Below are 13,922 nucleotides of genomic sequence, written 5' to 3'. Positions count from 1 at the left end.
TGACACCTAGTGCAGGTACTCGCCCTGTTGAGCGAACAGATTGGGCTCTGTGATTTGTTGCAGCTCCAAAAAGGCCATTTGCAGCTCGGGAGAGGCCTGGCTGCGATCGACAAAAGAAAAGTAGCGCTTCAAATCGGCAATGGCCTCTTTGGCTTGGCCCATCTCACGCAAAAGCAGTGACCGCCTGGCCAGAACCTTGAGATTTGAAGGTTCCATCTTGAGCAAAACATTATAGAGCAGCAGAAGTTGGTCCTTTTCGTCGACCATTTCGTGGTGTTCCAATAGCAGAGTCAAATAGCGAAGAATAACCTGGCGGCTCGGCAAAATGTCGAGAGATTCTGATTTGGAATCTTCGTCACTATTGAAGGTGCGATTTACCAACTGGATCAATCGATCTTCTTCCAGAAGACTGCCATTCTCTGTGAGATCCACATAGCTGGAACGTCCTCCGCGCACCCACTTCAAGATTGCGTGGCAGGGGAGGTTGATCAAAAAGGCGGGAATATCCACCTGGGTGGCCAAATGACTGTAGATGAGGGCCAAAACCATTGGGTGTCCCACTTTGTTCTGTAACACGGGTTGAATCAAAAGATCTTCACGGTGAATGGCACCGCTGACGGGCGGGCGGCTTTGAAAGCCTTTGCGATTAAAAAAGTAGTCATTCAGTAACAGAAATCGATCTTGTTCGTTCAAATCGGACGACAGAGCAGAAAGTTCGTAGGCCATGAAGTTGAGAACGCGCAAGATAGCTTCGCCCGAATCCAGATTCTCCAATAGGGTGTTCACACCGATCAGCACCGGTGCCAATGAGCCAGGGTCTTCGACCGTCAACAGCTCCAAATCAAGGGAGAGTTTTTCCCAGGTAATTCGACGTTTTGGATCCATATCTTAGCGGTAGAATAGCTCTGTAAAACTTTCAAGAACTTAAAATAGTGCCCCGCATTATTGCCCTTATCCTGGGCATTTATGGGGAGAAGAAGGTGGGGGAGGCATCTGTTGACATCCATCGTCGAGACTCTGACAATCTAGAGTCAATGAGCGGCCAAGAAAATGAAACTCACCTTAAAAAGCGCATTCAGGAACTTGAGGGTGAGGTCCGTCAGCGTGAGGAGGATTTGGCTCGCTTTCGTCGAGAGCTGTCGGAAGCCAACTCTCGACTGGAAAACCTGATTGCCCAGGTGGCTGCCGATTTGAAATCCGCAGAGAATATTCAGCGCCTGCTGGTTCCGACGGAATTCCCCAATATTTCAGGCTTAGAGTTTAGCACCAAGTTTATTCCCAGTGCGGTCTCCGGAGGCGACTACTTCGATATCTTTGAACATGATGATCCCATGCACTTCGGCATTGTGGCGGCAAGTTCCTCGGGCTATTCCACCTCGGCGCTTTTTATGTCGGTTCTCCTAAAGATGTCGGCACGCATGGAGGCGCGCAGAGGGTCGGCTCCACATGAAATCCTTAATCTGCTGGCGGGTGATTTGCGCGCCGGCCTGAGAGAAGGGGACAAGATCGACATCTTTTACGCCTTGATTGATCGACGCACCTTCGAACTTCACTACTGCCGCCTGGGGGACGTGGTGGCATTAACCCAGGATTATGCTTCGGGTGAACTGAAGCCCTTGAAATCGTCCGGGGGAATGATAACCAACGAATTTTCTGACATCACGGAGAGCCATAAAGTGGCTCTGAACCCGAGGGATCGTTTGGTGGTGTGCACACGGGGCATTTCGGGTGTGACCAATGCCGATGGAGAGGTTTTTGGTCAGGAGAGGGTGGTCAAGGCCGTCCTCGAAGGGCCTAAGCGGGGCGTGCATGAGTTGAGAAATCAAATACTCTATCAGACCCAGAAGTTTGGTCAGTATCAGGAGCCCAAAAGGGACCAAACAGTCATTGTGGCGGAAGTGAAAGACCGAGTGATCAAGTTGGCCAAAAACTAGCCTGAAAGCGACACAAGTTCACCCATTCCGACGCACAATGACGAGTGGGGATTTCCTAAGGAAAATTAAGGTCCAGTCCTTGAGGCTAGGCTTGATTGAATGGTAAGGAAAATCGGATACAATAAGAGTTTCTCAGGTTGTCCCGACTCTGTGAAACCCACTTTATTCGAAAGGATTCCATTCTATGTCCGAAGTTTATGCCGGTGCTGTTGATCGCGGTCTTGAAGGTGTTATTGCCTGTACCACAGCGATTTCATCAATTGTCGACACCACACTCTGTTTTCGTGGCTATACGATTGAAGACCTGGCAGAAAACTCCAACTTTGAAGAAGTGGTTTTTCTTTTGTGGAACAACCGTCTTCCCAAGGCCGATGAGTTGGCCAGTTTTTGTGCCGAGCTAAGCAAGGACATGGGGCTAGATGCCGAGTTGGTGAAGCAGCTTCAGGCTTTACCCACCAAGGATGTTCATCCCATGGCCTGGTTGCGTACGGGCTGCTCCATGTTGGCTCTGTGGGATAAAGAAGCACAGGGTGAAACAGAGCAAGCTCAAAAGAATGTGGCCATGCGATTGACAGCCAGAATGGGAACACTGGTTGCCTTATTTGAGCGCACCCGCCAGGGCAAAGCCTATGTGGCTCCAAAGGCCGATAAAAGCCTGGCCTGGAACTTTTTGTACATGATGACGGGAGAAGAGCCCGATGCTGATACGGTGCGGGTTTTTGACGTTTGTTTGATCCTCCATGCTGATCACGAGCTCAACTGTTCGGCCTTTTCTGCCCGAGTGACTTCATCTTCTTTGAGTGACATCTATTCGGCGGTGACGTCGGCCATTGGGGCTCTAAAGGGTCCTCTTCACGGTGGAGCCAATGAGCAGGTCATGCGCATGCTTAAAGAAATAGGCACGGTCGATGGGGCTACCAAGTGGGTGCGCGAAGCTCTTGATCAAAAGAAAAAGGTCATGGGCTTTGGTCACCGGGTTTACAAGAACGGCGACCCACGGGCGAAAATCCTCAGTGGCATGAGCCAAATGATGACCAAGAAAACCAACCAGGCTCACTGGTTTGAAATGTCCAAAGTCATCCACGATACAGTTGAGCGCGAAAAGGGATTGCTTCCTAACGTGGATTTTTATTCAGCCACGGTTTATTACAGCTTGGGTATTCCCTTGGATCTTTACACTCCCATTTTTGCCGTTTCCCGGGTGTCTGGGTGGTTGGCGCACATTTTCGAGCAATACGCCAACAACCGAATTTACCGTCCTCGCGGACAGTGGACGGGCAATGAAGGCCTCAAGTGGGTTCCGGCTTCGGACCGCTAATCTGCGGGCTTTAGAGATCTGATCTTAACCTGAACGCCTCTTTCAGAGGCGTTTTGTTTTGGGGCGCGACGAGATCTTAGACAGTAAATCGAACATTCATTTATGAGTTTTGACCTGGCCTGACGTGACCAAAACTTCTTCGTTTTATCGGCAATAAAACGAGCCCTCGTTTCAATCTCCTCTAAGCCTCGGCAAAACCAATACCGAAAAGATATAATTACCAGGAGCAGATATAGTTTGCTTATTAGCGCAGGGATTTTTTTCTAGTTCTAGACTGTGTCGACGAAGGACTAGCCAGAAGCTAATTCAAGGAGACAGAGTCTAGAAATTGGGAAAAAGAACAAGCTAAGAAGCGAACCATATCTGCTCCTGGTAATTTACTGGACAAAAGTACAAGGGGCGCAAAACAGTGCAGAAGATACTACTTCACTGCAATTCGGTGACGGAGGCGGAGGCCATGCGACTGGCCTTGGAGACCAAGCTTCCCTATCCTGTGCACCTTTCCTTCGATGAGCGCACTGCTCGGGCCATTGTGGAGAATAAGGCCATTCACCTTCTTGCCTACGAGACCAAGCAATTTCGCAAAGACGATTATGATTTTACAATGGATCTGCGTAAGGAGGGATTCAATGCGCCGACACTGATTTTGGCCGATGATCTGCGCTTTGATCGCTTCTTGGGCCGAGAGGATCATCGTTTGTTCTTTTTGCCCAAGCCATTTGATGAGAGAGCCTTCGTTGGGGTGGCTAGAAAACTTATGGTCTCTAGGTCAATCACTCAGCAGAGGTTTAAGCGTTTTCCTACCCATCAGATTGCAACTATGGAGACTTTCATGTCCGGTGAGGTTCTCCCTTCTCACATTTATAATCTGAGCATGGGCGGTGCCTACTGCGAGTTCTTTGGCAAGTCAAACGTGTCGGTTGGAGATCTGGTGAAGCTTAAGGTTCACCTTCATGATCTGGGGCGGGAGCACGTCATGAATGCAAAAATTGTGTGGATCACCCGAAGTGGTTCTTGCACCGGAGGTCAGGGTGCGGGTATGAAGTTCGTAAAGTACGACGACATCTACCGCCAACTCATGGAAAAAGTCTGATTTTGAAAACTCTGACTGCAGTTCTGGAAAATCGAATTCTCGTCATCACCTTAGGAAATATTAAGCACGGCAATTCCTTTGGCCAGGCCGAAGCTGATTCTTTGGCTCAAGCCTTGAAACAATACAAGGGCCAATTTGATGGCCTGCTGTTTCGGTCGGCCAGTCCTCGATTTTTTTGCACCGGCGGAAACTTAAGCCATTATGCCTCAATGAAATTCCGCATGCAGGGCTTACGAGCTAATCTGCGCATTCGCCAGGTTCTGCAAAAACTCAATGCCCTGCCGGCGCCAAAAGTAGCAGTTGTGTCGGGGGACTGCTTCGGTGGCGGTATGGAAGTGCTCAGTGTTTTTGATCATGTTGTCGCTACGCCTGAAGCTCACCTTGGGTTTTGGCAGCGTCGACTTTCATTGACATTCGGTTGGGGCGGAGGGGCCCGGTGGGAAAAGAAATTAGGCACGGGGTCTATGTTGAGAGCTCTTATTGAAGCCCGCACCTACTCCAGTTATGAAGCCAGAGCCATGAAACTGGTACATGAAATTGTCTTGCCAGAACGGGCAGAGACAGCTGCTCGGCAGTGGCTGGAAAGGGCCATTCGCTGGCCCAAAGAGCCGCTTAAGAGTATTCGATCTTGGAATTCTGGACGAGAAGTGAAGATATTTGAAAGCCTGTGGCTGAATCCCAGCCACAAGCGTGTCCTTGAACGATTCAAAAAGGCCTTAGGATAAGAGGCTGATTAGGCCATTTCCACCAATTCTTTGATCGCCTTGCGCACACCAGTGAATACCTGGTTGGGTTTGGCATCGTACATGTAAGCCGGAGTGGTGATGACTTTGCGTTCCCGATCTGTCACATAGTCATCGACAGCGCATTCCACATGCTGGGCTCCGGTTTTGCCAATCTCTTGGGCGGTTTCTTTGTCGTTGCCGATGGTAACAGTCACTCCGTGCTCACCAAGAACGCGGGCAATGAGAGCCGGAGCGATACAGATGGCCCCAATGGGTTTGGATTGGGAGTAAAACGCCTTAATCGTCTTTTCCACTTCCGGGTTCACCGTACAAGCGGAACCATTTTGCGCCCAGTTACAAAGATGGAGAGCAGCACCAAAGCCACCGGGAAAAACCACGGCATCAAATTGGTCGGAATTGAGAGTCTTGATGTCCTTGACGTCACCGCGGGCAATGCGTGCGCTCTCGACCATCAAATTGCGGGTCTCGCCGCTGGAGTCCTGCAAATGATTGGTGCTGGTCACGTCCATGTTTGGTGCAAAGACCTGGTAGTGGGCGCCAAATTCGCTCAGCGCAATCAAAGTGCTCACGGCTTCAGTGATCTCGGCTCCATCTTTAAAGCCACAGCCAGACAAAACGACAGCAACATTTTTCATGGGAAACCTCCTCTAAAGACGCAAGGCTACCATAAGGTGCCAGGTTCCGAAAATGCAACTCGAAGCAAAAACTGATATGAGGGCAAAGCTTCACATCAGTTTGTGCATCGAGTTGCATTTTCGGAACCTGGCACCTTATGGACCTTTGATGAAGTCCTTGAGGATTTGACACTGGGAAACAAAATAATCCCGAGCCTCTGTGTCCACCAGAGTCTTTACACAGAGAAGGACCAGGTGGGCGGGGTAGGGTGTGTCAGATGAATAGATGTAGCGGTACTTGGTGACCTTCCAGTCATCGGGTTTGGGCCACTCGACCAGGTCGAAATTCACCTCGGTGACATTGAGGTGACAGGGTGAGAGTCCGCGACAATCGGAGGTGTCGACGACGGCAGGCGGAGCAGGGCGAATACCTTTGGTGATGCTCAAATTGTGAAAAGTGACAGGAGGGGCCTTGGCTAATACCTCTTGTTGGGCAGTCAAAACTCGAAATGGAGAGAGAGATAAGGGCGGCAGTTCAGGAAGTTCCGGTTTGGCAATTCGCCACTCCACTTCTTTTTTGACCACGTCAGGCTCTTCACCTTGATAGTCCGTGGTGGTTTCGTCAATGAGGTAAATGACAAACTTGTCATCTTCCTGGCGGGTCTTGACGTCCATGATCACGTCTTTAAGTTTAATGACGGTGCTGGTTTCCACTCTTTGATTGATCTCATAAAGAACCTGGTCACCCACTTTAGTTTCCATTGGGCTGCGGTTTTCCATGGCGTCGTCGAGAGCCTTGTTCACTTGCTCTACTGTTGACTGAGGGCCGAGTTCAGCCTTTTTCACTTCGGGGTCTTCGGTACATCCGACGAGAAGAAAAATCAGAACGGGCATAAACAAGGTCAGGGCAAAGTGAATGGCCATGAGAGTGCGAATGTTCGACTGTGCCACTTCCACCCCTCTGTCACTCATATGGAGTCCCAGCCCCAGATCCAAAAGGGAATGGGAAGAACCTCTTCCATTACCTTAGTTGTCTCTTCGTCAAAGCCCTTGATCTCGTGGGCTTTAAGGGGGCCAAACACCAACTTGACCACATCTTTCGGGCTGTCGGTTTTAAAAAGTCCTTTTGAGGTGCCTATATAGTAAAGCCCTTCGCTGTAGTCGAAAACCCAGTCTTCTTTTCCCAGGGCGCGGGCGTAGCGCATGAGTTTGAAACACAGGTTTTTGGGATTTAGAATCTTGATCATCCCCAAAAAGCCTTCGTTTTTCAGAGCGCCGTACTCCACCAGTTGTCGTGAAAGATTAGTGGCCCTTCCCGAGGCGATGATCGTAATAGGCGTTTTGGCTTGCCGCCGAACATGAGCCAATAAAGGCAAGAGGCTCGAGACTGAACCGCCCCACTCATGAATATATCCAACCAGATCCACACCCTTGCCTTCCACGGCATAGGCCTTCAGATTGTTGTGTGCATCCCAGGCGGTGTAGAGCTTGGTGTTGGGAATGGCGAGGTACTTACGAAAGTCCTCGGCAATACGAATGGCTCCAACGGTGTGCTGTGAGTAAACTCGCAACAGAGCCTCGGCTGCCACTTTGGTGGTCTCCATAATACGTAGGTTTTCATTCGGAGGGCTGAATTCCTTTTCGATCACCAAGGCGACTTCGGAGCCAGCCAGCTCGAATTCAAATTTGCGATAAAAGTCATACAGGTTGGTCCACAACACGGCGAAGTCACAGCCGTGTAGTTCCGCCGTTTTAAGGCAGGATTCGATCACCTGTCGGCTCAGTCCCTGATTGCGAAACTCGGGATCAGTTACGACGCTGCCAATGGCCGCAACTTTAAAAATCCCAGCTGCTGTTTTCGTCAAACTGTAGTGAACAACTGCGTGGGCAATGATTTTGTCATTGGACTTGATAATTCGAATGTTTCCCGAGTTTTCTTTAGTCAGAGCAGTTGGGTATTCCTGCTTAATCGACCAATCTGCTTTTGGTCGAAGCTGAGTGTCGAGAAATTCGAAAACTTGGCTTAACTCCACGTCCTGTGGGGCTCTTGGTCCATCCATGGGCGACTCCTCTCAATAATATTGTAGCCAATCGTTGCCGTGTCTGCGACGGGACCTGGGAAATCCGGACCAGCGGCGGAGTTGCAGCCTTGACTTCGGCCGTGGGCATCTGTACCCCTGGGCCAGAGGAGTCATATGAGTCGATCTCAGACGAGGAAAAAAAAGGTGGGTAAAGCTCTTGCTGGACGAGAGTCCCTGGCTAAACGTCGAGAGAGAATGGGCGAAGTGGTGAGCCTACTGGAGCGCTACTACCCCAATGCCCATTGTGCTCTCAACTACTCGACGCCGGTTGAGCTGTTAATTGCCACGATTTTGAGTGCCCAGTGTACAGACGAGCGGGTCAACAAAGTGACCGAGAGACTGTTTAAAAAGTATCCCGACCTTGAAGGCTATGCCCAGGCCAAATTGAGCGACCTGGAAGAGGATATCCGCTCCACTGGTTTTTTTAGAAATAAGGCAAAAAATATTCAGAGTTGTTGCCGTCAGCTTTTACAAGACCATAATGGCGAGGTTCCTCAGGACTTGGATCAATTGACGCAACTGGCGGGAGTCGGCCGCAAAACAGCCAATGTGGTTTTAGGTAATGCCTTCCAGATCCCTTCTGGCGTCGTGGTGGATACTCACGTCACCCGCTTGAGTAACCGCCTGGGTTTTGTCCGTGGCAAGGATGCCGTCAAGATTGAGAGGGAGCTGGTGGAGATGGTTCCCAAGGAGCATTGGATCAACTTTTCCCACTGGTTGATCCATCACGGCCGCACTGTTTGTCGAGCACGAAAAGCAGACTGTGAAAAATGTTTTCTTTTTGAGCTATGCCCCCGACGTCTCTAAAGGCCTTCGTTGACACCCTTACTCATGGTGGGAGAAGATGGGTCTATGATCGTTTCCTTCTTTGAAAGTGTAAAATATGTGGGACATATGTTGCCCATCGCTTTTCTCAGGCTTTACATGGGGTACTTCTTTTTGGAACGTGCCCTGGAGAGATTTGATGGTGACTTCCTCGTTCAGCCGATTTTGAGTCGGTCCATCGACGAATGGTTGCCGATTAGCACTGCCCCTGAGTGGTACAAAGACGTTTTGGAAACAGTGGTGGTCCCCAACTGGAAGATATTTGCCTACCTCATTACTTGTACTGAGTTCATCATTGGCGTGAGTTTTTTGATTGGATTTTTGGTGCGGCCGGTAGCCTTGATGGGCGTGTTTTTGACCATCAATTTTTTCTACAACACCGGTCCTTCAGTCGCCGACCTCCATCGCATGTTTCTCGCTGTATTTATCATTATGTGGTGGGTGGGCGCCGGTCGTTGTATGGGTTTTGATTACTTCTTCTACAAGCGCCAACGGGGAATTTGGTGGTGATGAATAAATCCCGCTTCCTGATTATTCAGGTCGTAATTGCTGCCATTGTCGTGTTGATCATGGTGGGATGGGTGATCCGTAATGTAAGAGAATACGGACCGAAGCCCGACAAGCGGCAAGTCGTGCGCGTGATGACCTACGGCTCCTTCATGTTGCCGTCCGGACCTGGCCCTCTGCTGAAGAAAGAGTTTGAGACCTTGTGTGATTGTATCATCGAATATGTGGACGGTGGGGATTCGGCTCTTTTTCTTGAAAAGCTCATTCAATTCCCCGAGCGGAAAGTGGATTTGGTCTTAGGTTTGAGTGTTGCTCACACTTTCAAGGCGCGTACGGAATTTTCCTGGCGAAACATGCAGTGGCCCGAAGGTGTTGAATGGAATAAAGGAATTCCCCCTCCTGAGAGATTCAAGGTGAATGGAATGGCCAAGATGTTACCATTCTCATGGGCGCCAATGACCTTTATCTACCGCAAGGGAGAAATTGAGCCTCCGAAATCCTGGTCTGATTTGTCCAAGTCGGTGTATGCCGACAGCCTCTCAGTTCCGGATCCACGTTACGCGGTATCTGGAATTCATTTGGTGACATGGGTTTTTTCGGGATCTCAGCGGGAAGAGTTGTCCCAAGAGCGCATGAAGGCACTTTCCCATTCATTGATGTCAATTGCTCCAAGCTGGAGCGCCTCCTATGGGATGTTTCGCAAGAAGTCAGCGAAACTCACTTTTTCTTATGGCACTTCTCCTGTGTATCACTGGCAGGAGGAAAAGGATTTTTCCTATCAGCCGGCGGTATTTAAAGAGGGGCATCCGGTTGAAGTGGAATGGGCGGCCATACCTAAGGATTGTGACGCATGCCTAAAGGCAGAGGAATTTGTGCACTATTTACTGCGCCCATCCTCTCAGAAAATTTTGATGGAGAGGAATTATATGTTTCCAGTTGTAGCAGGGGTTGTTGGTGACAGTTTGTTTTCTCAATTGCCAAAACTCCCCTTGATGGATTTTGAGCAGATGCGAGTTTTCATTCGCCACAAGGATAACTTGCCACAGGCTTTTGTCGATCAGCTCAAAGACTATGTTCAATAGGGATATTCCCCATGGAGAGTAGACTCAGATCATTGTGCCGCATAGGACTTGGCGCGATCTTGGTTGGTCCCCTGTTTGCAATACTCCTATTTTCCTCAAATTGGCAATGGCCAGCCTTGGGCCACCTCATCGATGTTTTGTGGAAAACTACGGCGCAGAGCTTTTTGAGCTCCATTGCTTCTATGATTTTGGGGTTAGGTGGTGCCCTTGGGCTTCTTCATTGGCAGAATTCCAGGTTTAGAGGATGGCTGGAGGTTTTTTGCCTACTACCAGGGTTCTTACCCGCCCTGTTCGTCATACTTCCGGTTTTGAACCTATCCGGATTAATAGGTCACTATCCATTTGGTCTCCGCGGCATAGTCTTGGTTCATACATTGATGTGTGCAGGCCTAGTGGCGGTAACGATCAGCCGATTAATTAGTGGCAAGTTGGGTGGAATGGTTGAGTTGGCCTGGGTGGAAGGGGCTTCTCGATGGAGTTTGGTTCGGACAGGTCTGCTCGGCTATCTTCGGGCCGATCTGGCACTGTTGGCGTTCTATGTTTTTGCTCTTTGCTTTGCATCCTTCGCCGTCCCCTTAATAATGGGTGGTCTCAATGGCCAGACGATTGAGGTGCTGATTTACGAAAAAATCCGTCAAGGCGGAGGTTGGTCTCAGGCCTTTGTGCTTTCCCTTGTGCAAATGCTTTTTTTGTTTGGTTTTTCCCTTATTCTCAGTCGGAGTTCAGATGTTCGCCAGCAGGGACGATATCAGGTTCGATACCTGACCTGGATTCCCGGATTAGTTCCTCCAATTCTCTTTAGTGTTTTCGTCCTCACTGCACAATTTTCTGGGCTCCAACTGGGTATCGAACAACTTCTTCAAACAGATTTATTAGTCTCTCTTTTGCCTGAATTGGTTTTTCACACTCTATTGGTTGGAGTGGGAACTGGCATTTTTGTGTTCATTTTATTGCTGTTGGTGGCAGGACTAAGTCCTCATTGGGGGCTGGATCAATTCTTGACCGGATACGCGTCACCGAGTGCTGTGGTTACAGGTTTTGCATTTTTACTGTTTGGATTTTATGGCCTTTGGGGCTCTCATCTGGCTATGATTTTGGGGCTTGGCTTATTGTTTCTACCCGGGCTTTATCGTCTGATGGGGCGTTCCCTACTTCATTCAGTTTCCCGACAGGTTCAGGTGGCACGAGTGGCGGGGGCCAGTTGGACACTGATCTTTTGGCAAATCGAGTTCCCCCAGGTGAGTTCTGGATTTCTGTGGTTGGCAGGGTTAGCGGCGTTTTGGGCTTGCGGCGACTTTGCCTTGAGTTCAATTGTGGCTGAGTCCAGTTCAACCTTAGGCCTTATGGTCAAAGGTTACATGACTTCCTATCGCCTGGAGCTGGCCACAGTGTTAAATCTGATTTTAATCTGTGTTAGTTCTCTATGTTTTCTCTTTTTTGGGAGCTTGGGATTTGTCGTTCATAAAAAATCTCTGTCGTGACTACGGCGACTTCAAAATTGATATTCCCGAGTGGGAGATTTCCGACTCAGGTATTACTGCCTTGTGGGGGCCCTCGGGTTCGGGCAAGACATCGGTGTTTCGGCTGTTGATAGGACTGGAAGATTGTCCCGGTCTGTCATGGAAATTCAAAGAGGAAGACCTGGCTCAGCTAAGCGTGCCCGAGCGACGCTTGGGTGTGGTTTTTCAGTCCTTGGAATTATTTCCCCACATGACGGCCAGGGAAAATATCGAGTTCGCCTTTAGGGCGCGAAAAATTCCCTTGGAGGATCAGCAGGCTTTGATGAGTCGACTGGTTTCAGCTCTCCAGCTCTCCCCATTCTTGAATCGCAAATGCAGACTTCTTTCTGGTGGTGAGCAACAGCGGGTGGCCATCGCCAGGGCCCTGGCGGGCAAGCCGAGATTTCTATTTCTGGATGAGCCCTTTTCAGCCCTAGATGCAGATCTCAGGGGAGAGGCTCGTCAATTAGTGAAGTCGGTCATTGAGGAATTCAATGTGCCCACTCTTTTGATCACCCACGACCGCGAAGATGTGGATGCTCTTGGAGCTCATGTTGTGCGTATGCAAAACGGAAGACTCCTTGCGGACTCCGGTTTCACCGCACCCTTGCCATAATCTTCATCAATACGACATATAAGGACCGGTTCGAGTTCCTTGGCCATTCGGGCAATCCCGTTTGGAAGATACTCTTCCATTGACCTTTTCCCCCCAGGGTTTGCTCTAAATATTAGAGGAAATCCACATCTGGAGCGGATTTCCTCTCTTGAGCCCAGACCAAAGGACCGATAAGAGACACATGAGAAGTACTGTTTGGCATTCCATAGTGAGACAAGTAGGGCGGACCCAGTTGGTCCTTTTGAGCCTTATTTGGGTCAGCGTAGCTGTAGGAAAAGACATTGGCGACACCTGCAGCAGCGCTAAACCTCGGGTGGCGGGCGACTTTCCCAAGCTCACTAAGCCCAGTGACCTGGGCAAATCCCATCGTCATTTAAAGGATCATCGGCATCCCGAGGTGAGGGCCATGTACAAGGGACTGGATTCCTTCGCCAAGAGCCTGGAGACGATCCAAGAAGAGAGCTGGCGGGAAAACAAGCAGGTGCGATCGTACCTGGAGACCATTAGTCAGCGTTTGAACAATACCTTTCATGAGTCCCTGCCAAAAGCGCCGCAAAACAAGTTGGCCAAGAAAATGTACCAACTGGTGCAAAGGTTTCCGACGGCCCAGAGTCGGCTGGACAAAGGCGATGAGTATTACAAAGAGTTGGAACAGGCCTTGGCATTAACTGAAACAGGATTGAAGGTGCTGAAGTGTTACAACTCGGATGCCCGTCATCCGATGTTGGTAAAGGGGCCGATGGGTCGCTTGATTGTGGGCTCGGAACTTTCTTCAAGTGAAAAGATGTCCCTCGACATGGTTCCCGCAACCGCCGCTGGTGAAACGCAAAAACTCTACGCGACGTATTTGCGCTTTGATTTCAATGAGGACCCTGTTGGGGCACTGCTTGGCTTGGCTCATGAGTTGAGTCATGGCTGTGACTTCAGTCAAAAGATGCCCGAGCTTACGGTGGCGGCTCACCAAGTGCGTCGGGTGGGACAGGAGTTTCGCCAACAAATGGCCGAATACGTGATGGCGCAGAAGATGATGGAACATATCGAAGAAAAGAAAAAGTCCATGGGCTCCGCCCTTGCCGGAAAATTTGCCCGGGGCCAGGAGGAAGGCGCTCGCTCGCCCTCTTCGGTTGAAGAGAAGGGTTTCAAAGACGGAATGGCCGCCACTCAGGCCAAGATGGAAGAGATGGCCAAGGAGTACTTGCTCGCCCGTCGCGAGTACGATCAGCTTAGGGCCATTAGCGAGCTGAGGGCCTACAAGCAAACGGCACTTCTTGCCCGGGAGCTGGCAGAGGCCTATCCGGATTTGGTATGTCAAACCCACACGGTGAGCTTGATGTATGGACCGCGGGTCGCAACTTGGGCGGAGATTCAAACGGAGCTGGAAGATCAATTACGTCGCGGCACTTTTTTTGATTTCATGGTGGCCGACTACGTGGCCTCTAAGCACTACGAGAGGGACAGTTTTTACGAAATGAAGGAAGGCAAGGTCGTCGAACCCGCCCATTTCCAAAAGAACTTTATGCAACGGCTGACCGGCCACCCAATGCCCGATGTGAAGTTCTCCTCCAAAAGCAATTCACAATAAAAAAAGGCGGCTCGAAGGCCGCCTT

Annotated in this window: 14 protein-coding genes; 10 read left to right on the top strand and 4 right to left on the bottom strand. The window is 50.0% G+C overall.

Annotation, left to right across the window (positions count from 1 at the left end):
- Positions 1–6: 6 nt before the first annotated feature.
- Positions 7–885 carry a hypothetical protein gene (locus H6624_11325; GenBank protein ID MCB9084929.1) on the bottom strand — a complete coding sequence of 293 codons (879 nt, stop codon included), beginning with the start codon at positions 883–885 and terminating at the stop codon, positions 7–9.
- Between the two features lie 149 nt (positions 886–1,034).
- Here H6624_11325 and H6624_11320 point away from each other — a divergent pair, with 149 nt between their 5' ends.
- From H6624_11320 to H6624_11305, 4 genes are all read left to right on the top strand, one after another.
- Complete coding sequence (locus H6624_11320; protein ID MCB9084928.1) at positions 1,035–1,934, top strand: SpoIIE family protein phosphatase; 900 nt, start codon at positions 1,035–1,037, stop codon at positions 1,932–1,934.
- Between the two features lie 184 nt (positions 1,935–2,118).
- On the top strand, positions 2,119–3,252 hold the full coding sequence (locus tag H6624_11315; protein MCB9084927.1) for a citrate synthase: 1,134 nt from the start codon (positions 2,119–2,121) through the stop codon (positions 3,250–3,252).
- A gap of 409 nt (positions 3,253–3,661) precedes the next feature.
- On the top strand, positions 3,662–4,345 hold the full coding sequence (locus H6624_11310; protein ID MCB9084926.1) for a PilZ domain-containing protein: 684 nt from the start codon (positions 3,662–3,664) through the stop codon (positions 4,343–4,345).
- Positions 4,346–4,347: 2 nt separating this feature from the next.
- Positions 4,348–5,070 (top strand): enoyl-CoA hydratase/isomerase family protein, encoded by a 723-nt coding sequence (locus H6624_11305; protein MCB9084925.1) that lies wholly within the window; start codon positions 4,348–4,350, stop codon positions 5,068–5,070.
- 8 nt (positions 5,071–5,078) lie between these two features.
- On the opposite strand, the gene elbB is transcribed toward H6624_11305, so the two are convergent.
- The 3 genes from elbB to H6624_11290 form a co-directional block, all read right to left on the bottom strand.
- Complete coding sequence (elbB, locus tag H6624_11300; protein MCB9084924.1) at positions 5,079–5,726, bottom strand: isoprenoid biosynthesis glyoxalase ElbB; 648 nt, start codon at positions 5,724–5,726, stop codon at positions 5,079–5,081.
- Between the two features lie 135 nt (positions 5,727–5,861).
- Complete coding sequence (locus tag H6624_11295; GenBank protein MCB9084923.1) at positions 5,862–6,656, bottom strand: hypothetical protein; 795 nt, start codon at positions 6,654–6,656, stop codon at positions 5,862–5,864.
- Between the two features lie 17 nt (positions 6,657–6,673).
- Positions 6,674–7,765, bottom strand: a complete 1,092-nt coding sequence (locus tag H6624_11290; GenBank protein MCB9084922.1) for a GNAT family N-acetyltransferase — start codon at positions 7,763–7,765, stop codon at positions 6,674–6,676.
- Positions 7,766–7,900: 135 nt separating this feature from the next.
- Here H6624_11290 and nth point away from each other — a divergent pair, with 135 nt between their 5' ends.
- The 6 genes from nth (at position 7,901) to H6624_11260 (ending at position 13,897) form a co-directional block, all read left to right on the top strand.
- Positions 7,901–8,593 (top strand): endonuclease III, encoded by a 693-nt coding sequence (gene nth, locus H6624_11285; GenBank protein ID MCB9084921.1) that lies wholly within the window; start codon positions 7,901–7,903, stop codon positions 8,591–8,593.
- 45 nt (positions 8,594–8,638) lie between these two features.
- A complete protein-coding gene (locus H6624_11280) occupies positions 8,639–9,121 on the top strand; it encodes a DoxX family membrane protein (GenBank protein ID MCB9084920.1) in 483 nt (160 codons plus the stop codon).
- Positions 9,118–10,200 (top strand): thiamine ABC transporter substrate-binding protein, encoded by a 1,083-nt coding sequence (locus H6624_11275; protein ID MCB9084919.1) that lies wholly within the window; start codon positions 9,118–9,120, stop codon positions 10,198–10,200. The genes H6624_11280 and H6624_11275 overlap by 4 nt, the downstream gene beginning before the upstream one ends.
- Positions 10,201–10,592: 392 nt before the next feature.
- Complete coding sequence (locus H6624_11270; GenBank protein MCB9084918.1) at positions 10,593–11,681, top strand: hypothetical protein; 1,089 nt, start codon at positions 10,593–10,595, stop codon at positions 11,679–11,681.
- Entirely contained in the window at positions 11,662–12,315 is a 654-nt protein-coding gene (locus tag H6624_11265; protein ID MCB9084917.1) for an ATP-binding cassette domain-containing protein, read from the top strand. Before H6624_11270 ends, H6624_11265 begins: the two co-directional genes overlap by 20 nt.
- Before the next feature lie 241 nt (positions 12,316–12,556).
- Entirely contained in the window at positions 12,557–13,897 is a 1,341-nt protein-coding gene (locus H6624_11260) for a hypothetical protein (protein ID MCB9084916.1), read from the top strand.
- The last annotated feature ends 25 nt before the right edge of the window (positions 13,898–13,922 follow it).

The sequence above is a fragment of the Pseudobdellovibrionaceae bacterium genome, from assembly GCA_020635075.1.
GTDB lineage: Bacteria > Bdellovibrionota > Bdellovibrionia > Bdellovibrionales > UBA1609 > JADZEO01.
This window is presented reverse-complemented; position numbering and strand designations above follow the sequence as displayed.

What these genes read in the sequence shown, in the direction of transcription:
- H6624_11280 (MCB9084920.1), top strand. Translation starts at nt 8,639, where the DNA reads ATGATCGTTTCCTTCTTTGAAAGTGTAAAATATGTGGGACATATGTTG.
- H6624_11320 (MCB9084928.1), top strand. Translation starts at nt 1,035, where the DNA reads ATGAGCGGCCAAGAAAATGAAACTCACCTTAAAAAGCGCATTCAGGAA.
- elbB (MCB9084924.1), bottom strand. Translation starts at nt 5,726, where the DNA reads ATGAAAAATGTTGCTGTCGTTTTGTCTGGCTGTGGCTTTAAAGATGGA.
- nth (MCB9084921.1), top strand. Translation starts at nt 7,901, where the DNA reads ATGAGTCGATCTCAGACGAGGAAAAAAAAGGTGGGTAAAGCTCTTGCT.
- H6624_11325 (MCB9084929.1), bottom strand. Translation starts at nt 885, where the DNA reads ATGGATCCAAAACGTCGAATTACCTGGGAAAAACTCTCCCTTGATTTG.
- H6624_11315 (MCB9084927.1), top strand. Translation starts at nt 2,119, where the DNA reads ATGTCCGAAGTTTATGCCGGTGCTGTTGATCGCGGTCTTGAAGGTGTT.
- H6624_11290 (MCB9084922.1), bottom strand. Translation starts at nt 7,765, where the DNA reads ATGGATGGACCAAGAGCCCCACAGGACGTGGAGTTAAGCCAAGTTTTC.